The organism is Methylosinus sp. RM1 (assembly GCF_011378635.1).
Lineage (GTDB): Bacteria > Pseudomonadota > Alphaproteobacteria > Rhizobiales > Beijerinckiaceae > Methylosinus > Methylosinus sporium.
Genome location: NZ_WOVC01000003.1, coordinates 74,056 through 90,471, shown reverse-complemented (window position 1 = coordinate 90,471; position 16,416 = coordinate 74,056). Strand labels below are relative to the sequence as shown.

Annotated in this window: 14 protein-coding genes; 5 read left to right on the top strand and 9 right to left on the bottom strand. The window is 66.6% G+C overall.

All coding sequences use genetic code 11. From position 1 onward, the window contains the following. Nucleotides 1-162 precede the first annotated feature (162 nt). The 4 genes from bluB to FMZ75_RS02795 are packed head-to-tail and all read right to left on the bottom strand — an operon-like array spanning nt 163 to nt 4,127. Nucleotides 163-864: a 5,6-dimethylbenzimidazole synthase gene (gene bluB / locus FMZ75_RS02810; RefSeq protein WP_108917165.1), complete on the bottom strand. Its 702-nt coding sequence runs from the start codon at nt 862-864 to the stop codon at nt 163-165. Then, entirely contained in the window at nt 854-1,870 is a 1,017-nt protein-coding gene (gene cobD, locus FMZ75_RS02805) for a threonine-phosphate decarboxylase CobD (RefSeq protein WP_166141232.1), read from the bottom strand. The genes bluB and cobD overlap by 11 nt, the downstream gene beginning before the upstream one ends. Beyond that, on the bottom strand, nt 1,867-3,324 hold the full coding sequence (locus tag FMZ75_RS02800) for a cobyric acid synthase (RefSeq protein ID WP_207783255.1): 1,458 nt from the start codon (nt 3,322-3,324) through the stop codon (nt 1,867-1,869). The genes cobD and FMZ75_RS02800 overlap by 4 nt, the downstream gene beginning before the upstream one ends. Further along, entirely contained in the window at nt 3,321-4,127 is an 807-nt protein-coding gene (locus tag FMZ75_RS02795; RefSeq protein WP_166141231.1) for a cobalt-precorrin-6A reductase, read from the bottom strand. The genes FMZ75_RS02800 and FMZ75_RS02795 overlap by 4 nt, the downstream gene beginning before the upstream one ends. Before the next feature lie 48 nt (nt 4,128-4,175). On the opposite strand from FMZ75_RS02795, the gene FMZ75_RS02790 reads away from it, so the two are divergent. Next, complete coding sequence (locus FMZ75_RS02790) at nt 4,176-4,574, top strand: DUF2147 domain-containing protein (protein ID WP_142861996.1); 399 nt, start codon at nt 4,176-4,178, stop codon at nt 4,572-4,574. A 237-nt stretch (nt 4,575-4,811) separates the two neighbouring features. Here the strand turns inward: FMZ75_RS02790 and FMZ75_RS02785 are convergent, their stop codons facing one another. After that, entirely contained in the window at nt 4,812-8,321 is a 3,510-nt protein-coding gene (locus tag FMZ75_RS02785; RefSeq protein WP_108917169.1) for an indolepyruvate ferredoxin oxidoreductase family protein, read from the bottom strand. Nucleotides 8,322-8,778: 457 nt separating this feature from the next. On the opposite strand from FMZ75_RS02785, the gene FMZ75_RS02780 reads away from it, so the two are divergent. The 3 genes from FMZ75_RS02780 to FMZ75_RS02770 all read left to right on the top strand — a co-directional run bounded on the left by FMZ75_RS02780 (nt 8,779) and on the right by FMZ75_RS02770 (nt 12,315). Beyond that, nucleotides 8,779-9,423, top strand: a complete 645-nt coding sequence (locus FMZ75_RS02780; protein WP_166141230.1) for a DUF1007 family protein — start codon at nt 8,779-8,781, stop codon at nt 9,421-9,423. After that, nucleotides 9,420-10,439 carry a nickel/cobalt transporter gene (locus tag FMZ75_RS02775; protein ID WP_166141229.1) on the top strand — a complete coding sequence of 340 codons (1,020 nt, stop codon included), beginning with the start codon at nt 9,420-9,422 and terminating at the stop codon, nt 10,437-10,439. The genes FMZ75_RS02780 and FMZ75_RS02775 overlap by 4 nt, the downstream gene beginning before the upstream one ends. A gap of 169 nt (nt 10,440-10,608) precedes the next feature. Beyond that, nucleotides 10,609-12,315, top strand: coding sequence for an AMP-binding protein (locus FMZ75_RS02770; RefSeq protein WP_166141228.1), 1,707 nt, complete (start codon nt 10,609-10,611; stop codon nt 12,313-12,315). 18 nt (nt 12,316-12,333) lie between these two features. Here FMZ75_RS02770 and FMZ75_RS02765 read toward each other — a convergent pair whose 3' ends face one another. Genes FMZ75_RS02765 through FMZ75_RS02750 form a run of 4 tightly spaced genes read right to left on the bottom strand, consistent with a single transcriptional unit; the run spans nt 12,334 to nt 15,732 of the window. After that, nucleotides 12,334-13,590 carry an adenosylmethionine--8-amino-7-oxononanoate transaminase gene (locus FMZ75_RS02765; RefSeq protein WP_166141227.1) on the bottom strand — a complete coding sequence of 419 codons (1,257 nt, stop codon included), beginning with the start codon at nt 13,588-13,590 and terminating at the stop codon, nt 12,334-12,336. Then, nucleotides 13,587-14,237, bottom strand: a complete 651-nt coding sequence (gene bioD / locus FMZ75_RS02760; protein WP_166141226.1) for a dethiobiotin synthase — start codon at nt 14,235-14,237, stop codon at nt 13,587-13,589. Before bioD ends, FMZ75_RS02765 begins: the two co-directional genes overlap by 4 nt. Then, complete coding sequence (locus tag FMZ75_RS02755; protein ID WP_166141225.1) at nt 14,234-15,406, bottom strand: 8-amino-7-oxononanoate synthase; 1,173 nt, start codon at nt 15,404-15,406, stop codon at nt 14,234-14,236. The genes bioD and FMZ75_RS02755 overlap by 4 nt, the downstream gene beginning before the upstream one ends. After that, nucleotides 15,388-15,732 carry a ClpX C4-type zinc finger protein gene (locus tag FMZ75_RS02750; protein ID WP_166141224.1) on the bottom strand — a complete coding sequence of 115 codons (345 nt, stop codon included), beginning with the start codon at nt 15,730-15,732 and terminating at the stop codon, nt 15,388-15,390. The genes FMZ75_RS02755 and FMZ75_RS02750 overlap by 19 nt, the downstream gene beginning before the upstream one ends. A 159-nt stretch (nt 15,733-15,891) precedes the next feature. Between FMZ75_RS02750 and FMZ75_RS02745 the strand changes: the two genes are divergently transcribed. Next, nucleotides 15,892-16,392 carry an isoprenylcysteine carboxylmethyltransferase family protein gene (locus FMZ75_RS02745; protein ID WP_246728734.1) on the top strand — a complete coding sequence of 167 codons (501 nt, stop codon included), beginning with the start codon at nt 15,892-15,894 and terminating at the stop codon, nt 16,390-16,392. Nucleotides 16,393-16,416: the final 24 nt, after the last annotated feature.

Genomic DNA, 16,416 nt, shown 5'->3' with positions numbered 1-16,416 from the left:
AGGCAAGCAAGACACATACCGCAGGCGGAGCCGCTGGCTCCATTGAGCGGCGCGTCCGCCCTGCGCCAGCGCCCACTATAGAACCCTTCGGATAAAGGTCAAAAGGCAGCGCGGCTCTCAGCATCGAAAAAATCACAAAAGCGCGTCAATTTTGTAACGGCATCAAACAATTGAATTATTTGTTCGATTTCCCCATCGATCGGAGAAGATCAATTCCTCGAGCGGCAGGCGCTTCGCCCATTGCCGGATCTCGAGTTCCGGTCGTGCATAGGTTTTTGCGACGCGGCCGACGCAGAGATAGGCGACGATCGCGATTTGCGGCGGAATGTCGAGAATCTCACGTAAATCCTGCTCTCGCAATATGCTGACCCAGCCGACGCCGATTCCCTCCGCCCGCGCCGCCAGCCAGAGATTTTGCACCGCACAGGCCGTGGACAGGAGATCGGCCTCCGGCTGCTGGGTGCGTCCGAGCCCGGTCGGGCCCTGCCGGGAGCGGTCGCAAGTGATGCAGACATTCAGCGGCGCCTTCAAAATTCCTTGCAGCTTCAAGCTTCTGTAATGGGCGCGCCGCTCCGGCGGCAGCAGCGCCTCCTCGGCCTCGGAGGCGCGCTCGAAAGCGGCGTGAACCGCCTCTCGCAAGGCGCGATCGCGGATCAGCAGGAAGTTCCACGGCTGCATGAAGCCGACCGAAGGCGCGTGATGCGCGGCGTCGAGGAGGCGCATCACCTCCTCCTGCGACAAATCGTCTGGGAGAAACTCGTCCCTTACGTCACGCCGGGTGTGGATGGCGCGATAGACGGCGGCGCGCTCCTCCTCCGAGAAGGGTGCATTGGCGACGAGCGATGGCTCGGGATCAAAGACCATTTCGTCCGCTCTCCAATGCGCGCTCCAGCCGTTCCCAGGCCGCGGGCGCAGCCGGCAGGCCGAAACGGAGCCGATCCGGCCGCTCGCCGAACCTACGCGTCAATATGCCGCGCCGGGCGAGATGGGCAAACCATCGATCCGCCGCCGCATGGCGAACGAGCCGAAAAAGCGACGTTCCGCCGATGATTTCGAAGCCTGCGGCGGCGAGCAGCGCGTCGAGCCGGGCGGCGTCCTGCGCGAGCGCGACTCCGCGACCCGCGAGCCAGGGCGCATCGGCGAGCGCCGCCGCGCCGATGGCCAGCGCCGGACCGGAGACGCTCCAGGGTCCGAGCGTCGCCCGCAGCCGCTCGGCGAGCGCAGCGCCGCAGAGGGCGAAACCGAGCCGCACGCCCGGCAGCCCATAGGCCTTGCCGAAAGACCGCAGAAGAACGAGGCCATCCTCCCCCGCGCACGACGCGAGGCTGGCCTCGGCTGGAAGAAAATCGGCGAAAGCCTCGTCGACGACGAGCAGGCCGCCCTTTGCCGCCATGCGAAAGGCCGTGTCGGCGAGGCGCGCGGCGGGCTCGAGGCGGCCGTCGGGATTATTGGGATTGACGATGACGCCGACCTCGGCCGCCGCGATCTCTTCCAATGTTTCCACCCGCGAGACCTCGGCGCCGGCGGCGCGCCAGGCGGCCGCGTGCTCCGCATAGGTGTGGCCGAGGACAGCGACCCGCGCGGCGGGCGGGATGCGCGGCAGCCATTGGATGAAAGCCTGCGTGCCCGCCCCAGCGACCACATGCGCCTTCGGCCCGGCGCGATAGGCGCGCGCGGCGATGCGCTCCAGCTCCGCCAGCGCGGCGACATCCGGCAAGCGGGTAAAAACCTCCGGCGCGAGCGGCAGAAACGGATAGGGATAGGGGCTGACGCCGGTCGAGAGATCGATCCAGGGCTCCGGCGCCTGCGGAAAATGCGCCCGCGCGAGATCGAGCCTGCCGCCATGCAGGATCGGCGGCGAAACGCTCATCGCGCCAGCTCCAATAGCGCGTCCACGTCCAAATGGCGCTCGAAATGCTCGGCGAGACCGTCCAGCGTCGCCTCGATCGACTGCTCATAGGAGAGGTCCGAGGCGCACGCGCCGTGATCGCGCAGAAAGGCGGCGCGCAAGGAATCGTCGGCGAAAAAGCCGTGCACATAGACGCCGGCGCAACGCCCATCCACTGAGGCCGCGCCGTCGCAGCGACCGTCCTCGAAGCGCAGCAGTGGACGCGCGCAATCTGGACCCTCGCTGCGGCCGGCGTGCATCTCATAGCCGTAGAAGGGGATATTTTCGGCGATGGTCGCGCCTCTCACCTGCTTCAGCACTTTCTCGGTCTCGAAGACCGTTTCCATATCGAGGAGGCCGAGCCCCTCCACCGCGCCGGGCGGCCCCTCGAGCCCCTGCGGATCGTCGATGCGACGGCCCATCATCTGATAGCCCCCGCAAATGCCGAAAACGCGCCCGCCGCGACGAATATGCGCGGCGAGATCTATGTGCCAGCCGGCCGCGCGAAAGGCGGAAAGATCGGCGATCGTCGCCTTGGAGCCCGGCAATATCACGAGCCGCGCCTCCGCCGGCAGCGGCTCGCCCGGCCGCACCCGAACGACGCGCACGCCCGGTTCCGCCCGCAGCGGATCGAGATCGTCGAAATTGGCGATATTGGGCAGCAGCGGCGCGGCGATCGTCAGTCCGCCCTCCCCGCTCGACGCGCCGGCGCGCAGGCCGAAAGCGTCCTCCGCCGGCAGGCGCGCGGCGTCGGCGAAAAAGGGCGCGAGGCCGAGCGGCCGCCAGCCGGTGCGCTCGGCGATGAAACGCATTCCTTCGTCGAAGAGCGACGGATCGCCGCGGAACTTGTTGACGATGAAGCCGCGGATCAGCGTTTCGTCGTCTGGATCGAGCACGGCCTTGCAGCCGACGAGCTGCGCGATGACGCCGCCGCGGTCTATATCGCCGACGAGCACGACCGGCGCGTCGACGCGGCGGGCGAAGCCCATGTTTGCGATGTCATTGGCGCGCAGATTGATCTCCGCCGCGCTGCCGGCGCCTTCGACCAGCACGACATCGCAGCTCGCGCGCAGGCGCTCATAGCTCTCCAGCACGGCGGACATGAGCCCCGCCTTCCATTGCTGATAGTCGCGCGCGCGCGCCGAGCCGATGATTTTTCCGCGCAGCACGACTTGCGCGCCGGCGGCGCCCTGCGGCTTCAGCAGCACGGGATTCATATCGGCGGTCGGGGCGAGACGCGCGGCGCGCGCCTGCAGCGCCTGGGCGCGGCCGATCTCGGCGCCGTCCGCCGTCACCGCGGCGTTGTTGGACATATTCTGCGGCTTGAAAGGCGCGACGCGATAGCCGCGCCGCGTGAGCGCGCGCGCGAGGCCGGCGACGACGAGCGATTTGCCGACATCGGAGCCCGTGCCTTGGAACATCAGTGTGACGCTCATTGCGAGGTCTCGTAAAAGAGAAAATCGACCGCGGCCTCTATGTGATGAACGATGCGCGCCTCGCCGCCGCGCGGCGGCGTGACCATCGCGACCGGCAGGCCGAGCGCGCGCGCGGCCTCGATCTTCGCATAGGTCTCGCGGCCGCCGCTGTTCTTGGAGACGACGATATCGACCTCGGCGGCGCGCATCAGGGACAATTCGCTCTCGACAGTGAAAGGACCACGCTCCAGGATCAATTCGTAGCGTGGCGGTAGATCTTCTTTCGACGGCTGATCGATCGTGCGGATCAGATAATAATGCTGCGGCGCACACAGAAAATCCGCGAGCCCCAGACGGCCGATGGTGAGGAACACGCGGCGCGGCGCCTCGCCCAGCGCCGCGACCGCCCCGGCATTGTCCGCGACCTCGATCCAGCGATCCCCCTCCACCGGGCTCCAAGGCGCACGCGTGAAAACCAGCAGCGGCAGGCCCAGCGCCGCGCAGGCCGCGCGCGCATTGGCGGAAATTCGCGCCGCGAATGGATGGGTCGCGTCGATGACGCGCTCGATGCGCTCCTCGACGAGATAGCGCGTCAGCCCCTCGACGCCGCCGAAGCCGCCGATGCGGACCGGCAGCAGCGAGGCGAGCGGCGCGCTGGTGCGGCCCGCCAGCGAGACCACTGCGTCGAGGCGCGCGTCGCCGGCGAGACGGGCGGCGAGCGCGCGCGCCTCGCTCGTCCCGCCCAGAATGAGCGCCCGGATCGGCTCGGCCTTTTGCCGCGGCGCAGCGAGGGGCGCCGCGGCCGGCGTATTGGTCTGAGGCATGGCTTAGCCCTATACTCCCGCCCGTGATTATTCAAACGGAGGCTCGAGATGAAGCGGTCCTGGATGTGCGCGTCGATATTTTCTGTCGTCGCGACCGCGGCATTCGCCGACCCGATCGGCGAATGGCGCGTCGCAGACGGCACCGCGCATATTCAGATCACCCGTTGCGGCCAGGCGATCTGCGGCAAGATCGCCTGGACCTCCGACCCCGGCGTGGACGAGAACAATCCCGATCCGCGCCAACGCGGCCGCAAGCTGCTCGGCCTGCCCATCCTCACTGTGAAGCCCAATGGCGCCAATAGCTGGGCCGGCACGATCTATAATGCGCGCGACGGCCAGAATTACGCCGCCAGCCTCGCCATGCGCAGCGAGAAGGTGCTGCGGCTGGAAGGCTGCGTGAATGGGACGAATATCTGTGGTGAGGAGGATTGGACGCGGGTGCGGTGAACCAGCGCCGCTCTGAATAGCTTCGACGCCCGACGCGCGTCTCCTTCTCCCACTCGTGGGAGGTGGTGGCTCGACGAAGTCGGGTCGGATGAGGACGCGTCCACAGCGACGATCTCGAAACGTCTCGCCTGCGCGTCTATGCAGGGGCCCTCATCCGACCCTCGCTGACGCGAGGGCCGCCTTCTCCCGCGCGCGGGAGAAGGAGATGCGCCCTTCTTTCAATGACGCTCCCCCCCCTCACTCCGCCGCCATTTTCACATCCGGCCTGATCGCGTGATATTCGCCATAGAGCCGTGCGATCTCGGCGCGCGCCTCCTGCGTGCTGCGCGCGCGTATGTGGCCGAAGCCGCGGATTTTCTCGGGAATGCGCGCCAGCGCCACCGCCGTCGCATGATTGGCCGGCGACAGGCGCGGCAGAATATCGTCGAGCAGCAATTGATAATCGGCGAGCATCTTGCGCTCGGCGATGCGGTCGCTGTCGGGGCGGAAGGGATCGAGGATCGTGCCGCGCAGGCCCTTGAAGCGCGCCAGCCATTTCAGCACATGGAACATCCACGAGCCGAAAGTGATCTTGCGCGAGCCGCCTATGTCGTTCTTGCGCTGGAAAGCGACGAGATTGGGCGCGAGATGCAGCTCCATGCGCAGATCGCCCTCGAAAATCTCGGCGAGCTGACGCTGGAACGAGCCGTCGGTGTAGAGGCGCGCGACCTCGAATTCATCCTTGGCCGACATCAGCTTGAACAGGCCGCGCGCCACCGCCTCGGTCAGCTCCTTTGTGCCTGGAACGCGCTCTTTCTCGAGGCGCGCGACCGCATCCACCCTCGAGCGATAGCGGGCGGCGTAAGAGGCGTTCTGATAATCGGTGAGAAAGGCGACGCGACGATCGATCGCCTCTTCCAATGAATGTGACACATCCCGCGCGGGATTGCGCTCGCGCAAGGAGGAGACGACGGCGGCGACGCTCTCGAGATCATGCGCGGCGCGGCGGCCCCAGGCGAAGGCCGAATGATTCATCGGCACAGCTTCGCCATTGAGCTCGATGGCGCGCAGCAGCGCAGCCTCGGAAAGCGGCAGCAGTCCCTTCTGCCAGGCGTAGCCGAGCATGAACATATTGGCGGCGATGGAATCGCCGAGCAGCGCCAGCGCCAGCTCCGTCACATTCAGGAAATCGACGCGCTCGCCCGCGGCCTCGCGTATCGCGCGTTCGATGCGCTGCGCCGGCAGCACGAAATCGGGATCGCGCTCGATATCGCCGGGAAACACCTCGGCGCTGTTGACGACGACATGGCTGCGCGCAGGATCGATGGCGGCGAGAATCTGCTTGCCGCCGGCGACGACGAGATCGCAGCCGAGCACGAGATCGGCCTCGCCGGCGGCGATGCGGATCGCATGAACGTCGCCACGCGTGCGGCCGATCTTCACATGGCAATAGACCGCGCCGCCCTTTTGCGCGAGGCCGGCCATGTCGATGACGCCGACGCCCTTGCCCTCGAGATGCGCGGCCATGCCGAGAATGGCGCTCACCGTGACGACGCCCGTCCCGCCAATGCCGGCGACGAGCACGCCGTAAGGCGTGGCGCCGAGCTGCGGAACGGCGGGCTCCGGCGGCGGCGGACATTGCGTCTCGCTCGTCGGCGCTGCTTTCTTCATGCGCGCGCCATGCACGGTGACGAAGCTCGGGCAAAAGCCCTCGAGGCAAGAGAGGTCCTTGTTGCAGCTCGACTGATCGATGCGGCGCTTGCGGCCGAATTCGGTCTCCAGCGGCTGCACCGATACGCAATTGGAGGCGCGGCCGCAATCGCCGCAGCCCTCGCAGACCAGCTCGTTGATGACGACGCGCACGTCCGGGTCGGGATATTCGCCGCGCTTGCGGCCGCGGCGCTTTTCCGTCGCGCAGGTCTGATCATAGATCAGCACCGTGACGCCTTCCGTCGCGGCGAGCTCGCTCTGCACGCTGTTGATGACGTTGCGGTGATAGATGACGAGGCCCGGCGGCCATTGGATGACCGACGAATATTTGTGCGGCTCGTCGGAGACGAGCGCGATTTTGGCGACGCCTTCCGCCGCCATTTGATGCGCTATGGCCTCCACGGTGAGCTCGCCCTCATGCGCCTGCCCGCCCGTCATGGCGACGACGCCGTTGAAGAGGATTTTGAACGTTATGTTCGTCTTCGTCGCCACGGCGAAGCGAATGGCGAGCGAGCCGGAGTGATTGTAAGTGCCGTCGCCGAGATTCTGGAACACATGCTTGCGCGTCGAGAAGGGCGCCTCGCCGATCCAATTGGCGCCTTCGCCGCCCATATGTGTGTAGCCCTCGGTCGAGCGGTCCATCCATTGCGCCATATAATGGCAGCCTATGCCCGTATAGGCGCGCATTCCCTCGGGCACATGGGTGGAGGTCGAATGCGGGCAGCCGGAGCAAAAATGCGGCACGCGCACGCCGACGTCGGTCAGCGATTTGCGGCGCTCCTGCATGTGCTCGAGACGGCGCACCCGCCCTTCGAGATCGTCGGAGCGAACGTGATTCAGCAGCCGCCGGCCGATGGCGATGGCGACGTCATTGGCGTCGAGCGAGCCTTTGACCGGAAACAGCCATTCGCCCACCTCGTCCTTCTTGCCGATGCAGGCGGGTTGATGCGACGAGCCATAGAGCTGCTCGCGCAATTGCACCTCGATCAGCGAGCGCTTCTCCTCGACGACGATGACGAGATCGAGCCCGCGCACGAACTCGCGCAGGCCTTGCGGCTCCAGCGGCCAGGGACAGGCGATTTTATAGAGGCGCAGGCCGTAATCATTGGCCCTCACCTCGTCTATGCCGAGATCGTCCATCGCCTGACGCACGTCGAGATAAGATTTGCCGACAGTGATGACGCCGATCTTGGCGTTGGGCCCGCCGGAAGTGACGATGCGATTGAGACGATTGGCGCGGATGAAGGCGAGCATGGCGTCGCGCTTGCTCTCCTGCATACGCTCTTCCTGCGTCAGCACCGGATCGCGCGGACGTATGTTGAGGCCGCCCGGCGGCATCAGAAAATCGAGCGGCGCGACGGGACGCACACGATCGAGCGAGCCGTCGATGGAGGCGGTGGATTCCACCGTATCCTTGATGAGCTTCAAGCCTGTCCAGACGCCGGCGTAGCGCGACAGCGCGAAGCCCATGAGGCCGTAGTCGAGAATCTCCTGCACGCCTGCCGGCGAGAGGATCGGCATCATCATATCGACGAAGACGAATTCGGATTGATGCGCCGTGGTCGAGGATTCGGCGGTGTGGTCGTCGCCCATCAGCGCCAGCACGCCGCCATTGCGCGAAGAGCCGGCGAGATTGACATGGCGCAGCGCGTCGCCGGAGCGATCGACGCCCGGCCCCTTGCCGTACCAGACGGAGAAGACGCCGTCATATTTGCCTTCGCCGCGCATCTCGGCCTGCTGCGCGCCCCAAATGGCGGTGGCGGCGAGATCCTCGTTGAGGCCCGGCATGAAGAGAATGTCGTGTCTGTCGAAGAGCGGCTTCGCTTTGTGCAGCTGCGCGTCCATGCCGCCGAGCGGCGAGCCGCGATAGCCGGAGACGAAGCCCGCCGTATTGAGGCCGGCGCGACGATCCATCTCCTTCTGCATCAGCAGAAGGCGCACGATCGCCTGCGTGCCGTTGAGCAGCACGTGAGTCTTGGAAAGATCGAAACGATCGGCAAGGGAGACGTCGCCGAAGGCGGAGCCGGTTGTCATGGCGCCGGCGACTTTTTCCGCCATTCGTAGTTTCTCCTCGCTCGGCGCGAAGGCCCTCGCGGGGCGGGCCCGCTCGCGCAGGCCGCGCGACGTCTGACGTCTCGGAGAGGAGCGGACCCGCTCTCCATATTAAGCATTCTCGTTCGAAAGCTCTCGCGCGCGTCGCTTCCGAAGGTCATATTGCGGATTTGCGGCGGCGGAAAGACTCCCGTCCTCCGCATCCGTGGAAATCCGTATCCCGACCGCGAGGAACCGCCGCCGCCCCGGCGCGACCCGCCCCCGCCTTGTCCTCGCAGCGTCGGGCGTGGCATTATACGTCACGACGCGCGACGCCAGCAAGCGAGCCTTCGCGGGCGCCGAAAACTGTCGGGCCGGCCGGCCCTGTTTCCGCCTCCTTCGGCGCCTAGAGGACGGGGCCCGAAACGGGAGCGATTCGCAAGATGAACCCCTGGCGCCACGGCCCGACCGAGGCGAGAGCCCTATGCCGATGAAATTCGCCTTCGCTTCGCTGACGATCGCCGCCGCGCTCGCCGCCACGCCCGCCGCGGCGCATCCTCATGTCTGGGTCGCCGTGCACAGCGAGGTGCTGTTCACGCCGGACGGCAAGATCAAGGGCGTGCGCCACGCCTGGACCTTCGACGAAATGTATTCCGCCTTCGCGCTACAAGGCCTCGGCAAGGACGGCAAGCCGCCGAGCCGCGAGGAGCTCGCGCCGCTCGCCAAGACCAACGCCGAATCGCTCGCCGAATTCGACTATTTCACCTTCGCCAAATATCAGAACGCCAAGACCGCCTTCGGGCCGCCAGAGGACGTCTGGCTGGAGGCGAACGACAAGCGTATCGTCACCATGCATTTCACGCTGCCGCTGGAAAAGCCGCTGCCGTCGAACAAGCCATTTTCGTTCCAGACCTATGATCCGACCTATTTCGTCGCCTTCGACTTCGAGAAGCAGAATGCGGCGACTCTCGCCGGCGCTCCCGCCGGCTGCTCGACCAGCGTCGTGGAGCCGAAGCCGCTGCTCGCCGTCGACACGCAAAAGCTCAGCGAGGCCTTTTTCGCCAATATGTCGCCCGGCGCCGACTTCGGCATGAAGCTCGCCGCGCGCGTCGTCGTGGCCTGCCCGTGAGGAGTGCGCCGCGAAATTGCGCGCTGCTGCTGGCGGCGCTCGCCGCGCTCGCGCTGCTGCAGGACGCGGCGCTCGCGCAGGCCGCGCGCCATCCTTTCGCCGTCGGCCCCGCCGAGGGCCCGGTCGGCGCGGCGAGCGGCCTCGCCGGCCTGCTGCTCGCCTGGCAGAGCAAATTCCACATGGAATTGCAGAGCGCCGCCAAAGCGCTGAAAACCGACCGCTTCGCCTTCGCGACTCTGGCCGCCGCGAGTTTCGCCTATGGCGTCTTCCACGCCGCCGGGCCCGGCCATGGCAAGGCCGTGCTCGCCTCCTATATGATCGCCAATGAGACAGCGCTGAAGCGCGGGCTGACGCTCGCCGCTCTGGCGGCGCTGCTGCAAGGCCTCGTCGCCATTGCGCTGGTCGGCGTGGCGGCGATCGTCTTCGGCGTCACGGCTCAGCGCATGACCGCGGCGGCGACTTGGATCGAAACGGCGAGCTATGTCGCCATCGCCGCGCTCGGCGCGCGCCTCGCCTATGTCAAAGGCCGCACGCTCATCGCCGCAATGCGAGAGCCGGCGCCGGCTCTCGCCGTGGCGCGGCGCGGCGCCTTCGCCTGCGAGGCGGTCGACGATCCGACGCATATCCACGGCCCCGACTGCGGCCATTTTCACGCGATCGACGCCTCTCGGCTCGGAACCGGTTTCCGTTGGGGCGACGCGCTGGCGACGGTCGTCGCGGCGGGACTGCGTCCCTGCTCCGGCGCCATTCTCGTGCTCGTCTTCACTTTGTCACAAGGCGCGTTCATGGCTGGCGCCGGCGCGACGCTGCTGATGTCGGCCGGCACGGCGATCACCACCGGCGGCTTGGCCGCGACGGCCGTCTTCGCCAAGGATTTCGCCGCGCGCCTCGCCGCGCGGAAATCGCGGCGCGCCGAAACGCTGCTGCGCTCCGCCGAGCTTCTCGCCGCCCTCCTCGTGCTCGCATTCGGCCTCGCGCTGCTCCTCGGCGTCTCCATGAGCGTCGGCGGCGCCTGACGCCATTCTCGCGGCGCCGCGCTCGAATGCTGCGCTGCGACGACGATCATTCCGCGCGCGGGGCTGCGCTCGCGCCTGCGCCGCGCTATATTTTCGTCAGCAAATAGTCGCTATTCATATGGCGGACAGCAGGGCCGCAGTCCGTCGCGCCCACGCCCGGAGGCCTTTGATGACTGCCGCCACCCTCACCGATCCCTATGCCGCCCGGCCCTGGGTCGCCTCCTATCCGCCTTTCGTGCCCAGCGAGATCGACCCGGCGAGCTATTCGACGCTGGTCGACATGTTCCGCCAGAGCGTCGTCGATTTTTCCGAACGCACGGCGCTCGAGAGCTTCGGCGGCAAGCTCACCTATACGGAATTCGGCGCTGCCGCGCGCGCCGTCGCGGCCTGGCTACAGTCGCAGGGAGTCGCCAAGGGCGATCGCATCGCGATCATGGCGCCCAATGTGATGGCCTATCCGCCCATCATCTTCGGCGTGCTGCTCGCCGGCGCGATCGTCGTCAACGTCAATCCGCTCTACACGCCCAATGAGCTCGCGCATCAGATCGACGACTCCGGCGCGCGCATGATCTTCGTGCTCGAGAATTTCGCCCATACAGTCGAAGCGGCCTGGCCGTCGATGCGGATCGAAAAAGCCGTCGTCATCGCTCCCGGCGACCTGCTCGGCCTGCGCGGTCCTATCGTGAATTTCGTCTCGCGCTATGTGAAATGCGCCGTGCGGCGCTATCGCCTGCCGCAGAGCCTGCGCTTTTCTCGAGTGCTGCGCGCCGGCGCCTCGGCGCCATTGCGGGACGTGAACGTCGGCCCCGACGATCTCGCTTTTCTGCAATATACGGGCGGGACGACCGGCGTCGCCAAGGGCGCCATGCTGCGGCATCGCAATGTCGCGGCCAATGTGGCGCAATCGGCAGCCTGGCTCTGCCCCTATCTGCCGACGCCGCTCGATCAGGTGATGGTGACGGCGCTGCCGCTCTATCACATCTTCGGCCTCACCGCCTGCTGCCTGCTGATCGTGAAGATCGGCGGCTCCTGCCTGCTCATCGCCAATCCGCGCGACATCGGCGGTTTCGTGAAGACGCTACGCAAATCGCGCTTCACCATGATCTCCGGCGTCAACACGCTCTATGCGGCGCTCGCCAATCATCCGGACTTCCCGCTCGTCGATTTCTCCGATCTGATCTACTGCATCTCCGGCGGCATGGCGACGCAGGACGTCGTCGCCCGCAAATGGAAGGAAATCACCGGCCATCCCATCATCGAAGGCTACGGCCTTTCGGAGACCTCGCCGGTCATCACCTGCAACCGTCCCGATCTCGTCGAATTCTCCGGCGCGATCGGCTATCCCTACCCTTCGACGCAAGTGTCGATCCGCCTGCCCTCCGGCGAGCCGGCGCCTTTCGGCGAACGCGGCGAGCTCTGCGTCAAAGGCCCGCAAGTCATGGCGGGCTATTGGAACAGGCCGGAGGAGACCGCCGCCGCGACGACGGAGGACGGTTTCCTGCGCACCGGCGACGTCGCGGTGATGACGCCCGACGGACAATTGAAGATCGTCGATCGCCTCAAGGAAATGATCCTCGTCTCCGGCTTCAACGTCTATCCCAATGAAGTCGAGAATGTGCTGACGCGCCATCCCAAGGTGAAGGAGGCCGCGGTGATAGGCGTTCCCGATCCGCATTCGGGCGAGGCGCCGCTCGCCTTCATCGTGCCGCGAGACGCCGGCGTCACCGGCAAGGAGCTGCATGATTTCTGCCGCGAGACGCTGACCCATTACAAGGCGCCGCGCCATTTCGAATTCCGCGACAGCCTGCCCAAGACCAATGTCGGCAAGGTTTTGCGCCGCGTGCTGAAGGAGGAGTATCTGGCGCGCGGCAAGTAGAGCGGAGCGCGCGAATTTTCAGCCGAAGCGATCTCCCGCCTCGTCGATCGCCGCATAGAGCGCGTCGAGCTCGCTCGGCTCGATGCAATAGGGCGGCAATATGTAGATCGTATTGCCCAGCGGGCGCAGCAGCAGGCCGCGCGAGATGAAGAACTCATAGAGCTCTGGACCGATCGTCGCCAGATAGCCGGCGTCGCGGACGCGCAGATCGAGCGCCGCGATCGTGCCGATGCGCCGCGCATTGGTGAAGCGCGCATCATTGGCGAAAGGCAGCAGCCGTTCCTCCTGCATCGCTGAGAGGCGCGCGATGCGGCCGCGCACATCCTCGCTCTCCCATATGTCGAGATTGGCGAGCGCCGCGGCGCAGGCGATCGGATTTGCGGTGAAAGAGCTCGAATGAAAAAAGGTGCGCGAGCGATCCGTCGAATAATGCGCCTGAAAAATCTCCTCCGCGCACATCGTCACGGCGAGCGGCAATGATCCGCCGGTTATGCCCTTCGCATAGCAGGCGATATCGGGAACGATTCCCGCCTGCTCGCAGGCGAACAGCGTTCCGGTGCGGCCGAAGCCGGTCATCACCTCATCGGCGACGAAGAGCACGCCATGAGACGCGCAAATGCGCCGCATCTCGCGCAGCGTATCGGCGCCGTAAACGAGCATTCCGCCCGCGCCGAGCACGAGCGGCTCGACGACCAAAGCCGCGGCGTCCGCGCTGCGGCAGGCGGCCTCCAGCGCATCCAATGTCGCCTGCTCGCGGCCGACGCTCGGAAAGGGAATGCGCGTCACATCGAAGAGCAGCGGCTCATAGGCGGCGTTGAAGACGGAGCGCGCGCCGGTGGACATGGCGCCGATGGTGTCGCCGTGATAGCCGTGCTCGAGCGCGACGATGCGATTGCGCGCGACGCCGCGATTGCGGAAATAGCCGAGCGCCATTTTGATCGCGACCTCCACAGACGTGGAGCCGCTGTCGGAATAGAACACATGATCGAGACCGGGCGCAGTCAGCGCGACCAGCCGGCGCGCCAGCGCTTCTGCGGGCTCGTGCGTGAAGCCGGCGAAGATGAGCTGATCGAGCCGGTCCGCCTGATCCTTGATCGCCTGCACGATTTTGGGATGGCGATGGCCATGGGTGATGACCCACCAGGAGGAGATGGCGTCGAGAATGCGGCGTCCGTCGGCGCATTCGAGCCAGACCCCCTCGCCGCGCGCGATAGGGATCGCCGGGGCTTGCAAGGCGTGCTGGGTGAAAGGCCGCCAAATCGGCGAATCTGTCATTTCGAGCTCCCGGAGAGCTGTGAAGTCGCAGCGAAATCGGCGAGGCGAAACTGCGCGAGGAAAGACCGGCTCAACCTCTCCGCGTCGAGAGGCGCGACGAAAGGCAGGCGGCCGAGAATGCGCGCGCCGGAAATATTCGCGATCGTTTCCTGCGTGTCGACGTTCGCCTCGCCGATGAAGACGACGCCGAGAACGGGAATCTCGCGACGGCGCAAAGCCTCCAGCGACAATAGGCTGTGATTGATCGTCCCGAGCGTGGTGCGCGCGCAGAGCACGACCGGAAGCCGCCAGCGCGCGAGAAGGTCGATCGTCAAAAACGTCTCCGTCAGCGGCGTCATCAAGCCGCCGGCCGTCTCGACGACGAGCGGCGCGCGATCCGGCGGAGCGAGACGCTCGACGTCGATCGTGACGCTGTCGAGACGCGCGGCGAGATGCGGCGACGCCGGCGTCGTCAGACGATAGGCTTCCGGCAAGAGCCGCTCTGCGGCGAGGCCCGACAGCCGCGCCACGATCATCGTGTCCGTTTCGTCCTCGAGGCCCGACTGCACGGGCTTCCAATAATAGGCGCCGAGCGCGCCGGCGAGCGCGGCGGAGAACACGGTCTTGCCGACATTGGTGTCGGTCCCGGCGACGACGAAGCGCGTCATGCCGGAAGACTCGCCAGCGCATGGGCGAGATCTTCGACCATCGCGACGATCTGCGCCTCGCTCACATGCAGAGTGAGCGAGATGCGCAGCCGCGCCGATCCTTCCGCCACAGTGGGCGGGCGGATGGCGCGAATGTCATAGCCCTGCGCCTGCATCGCGGCGGCGAGCGCCAGCGCGCGGGCGTTGTCGCCGACGATGATCGGCGTGATCTGCGATTGCGAGGGCGCCAATCCCAGCGCCTGCAGCTCACGCGCAGCTACGGCGACGCGCGAGCGCAATGCGACGCGGCGTCCTTCCGCGCGCGCGACGATCGGCAGAGCGGCGCGCACGCAGGCGGCGACGAGCGGCGACGGCGCCGTGGCGAAGATGAACTGTCTGCTGCGGTTGACGAGAAATTCGCGCAGCACGGCGGGCAGCAGAACGAGGCCGCCGGAGGCGCCGAGCGCCTTGCCGCATGTGTGCAGAGTAATGACGTTCTCGCGCCCCTCGAGCGCGGCGGCGAGGCCGCGTCCCTCCGACCCATAGACGCCCGTCGCATGGGCTTCGTCGATGACGAGAAAGGCGTCGTGACGCGCGGCGATCTCGGCGAGAGAGTCGAGCGGCGCAAAATCGCCGTCCATGCTATAGAGGCTCTCGACGACGATCCAGGGCCGGCCCGCGCCGCCAGCGCGCCGCCATGCGACGATTTCGTCCTCGAATGCGTCGGCGTCATTGTGCAGAGCCGCGACGCTCGGCGCGCGCGAGAGGCGCATCCCCTCATGCGCGCTGGCGTGCGCGAGCGCGTCATGGACGATGAGATCGCCCTTTTGCGGCAAGGTCGAGAGCAGCGCCTCATTGGCGGAGAAGCCTCCGCCGAAAAAGAGTGCGCTCTCGGCGTGGAAGAAGGCCGCCGCCTCGCGCTCCAGCGCCTCGTGCTCCTCATGATTGCCGCGCAGCAGCCGCGAGCCGCCGGCGCCGATGGGAACGCCGCGCGCCAGCGCCGCCGCCGCGGCCTCGCTATGCTCCTGCGATTCGGCGAGCGCGAGAAAATCATTGGAGCTGAAGTCAAGTCCGCGACGCGGCGACAACGCGCGCAGCCGATCCTGCGCGGCGAGGCTCGCGAGGTCCGCGATGTAAACGTTCAGAACGCCGCCGTCCGCCTCTCGCGTCGTCACGAAAACCTTTCCCATGCCGCTTGACGCGACACGCCGAGCGCCTGCCCGATCGCCGCCCAGCTCACCTCGCGCTTGCGTAGCGCCTCGATCTGCGCCTGCTGGAGCGAGCGTAACGCCTCGACGCTCGCCTCGGAAGCCTGCACCGCGGCGAGCAATTGGTCCTCGCTCATCTTGTCCCAGCCGACGAAGGGAGCCGGCGTCGCGTCCAATATAGCGGCGCAGACGCCGACGCAATTGTCGCAGATATAGCGACCGGAGCCACCGCCGATCAAGCGGCCGACCTCCATCTCCGATTTTCCGCAGAACGAGCAACGCAGCTTGCGTTTGGGAAAGACCGCCATGCGGACCTCCTCGTGTCAAGGATATCCTTACATGCCTCCAAATAGCGCGGTCGTCAAGACAGCCCTGACGCATGAGCCGGCGACGTGGGAAAATCGGCGCGCGGCGCTTGAAATTTCGCGCCGGCGCCTCAATCTGAGCAGCGCGGGGAGGATGATGTCATGCGGGACGACGAGAAAGCGGCTGCGGAGATGAATCGCGCGCCCGATCCGCCGTCTCGCATCCCGTGGCCGCCGCTGCTGCTCCTCACGGCGATCGCCGGCGGGGCGCTGCTCGACGCGCTTCTCCCTCTCTCCGAGGGCGCTTGGCCGCCGAGCCTGCGCGTCGTCGGCGGCCTCATCGTCGCGCTGGCGCTCGCCAATGATCTGTGGTGCGCTTCGCTGATGCGTCGGCAAGGCACGACGCTCCGGCCCGACCGCCCCGTCTCCAGCCTCGTCACCGCAGGCCCCTATCAATGGTCGCGCAACCCCATTTACGTGGCGAATGTAGCGCTGGTCGTCGGGCTCGGCCTCGCGCTCGGCTCCGTATGGATGCTCTTGCTCGCGCCTGCGATGGGCTTTCTGCTCCAACGGCTGGCCATAGAGCCGGAAGAGCGCCATTTGTCGCAGCGGTTCGGCGCGGAATTCGACGCCTATGCCGCGAAAGTCCGGCGTTGGCTGTAGACTGGCGCGGGAGAGGAGCGAACC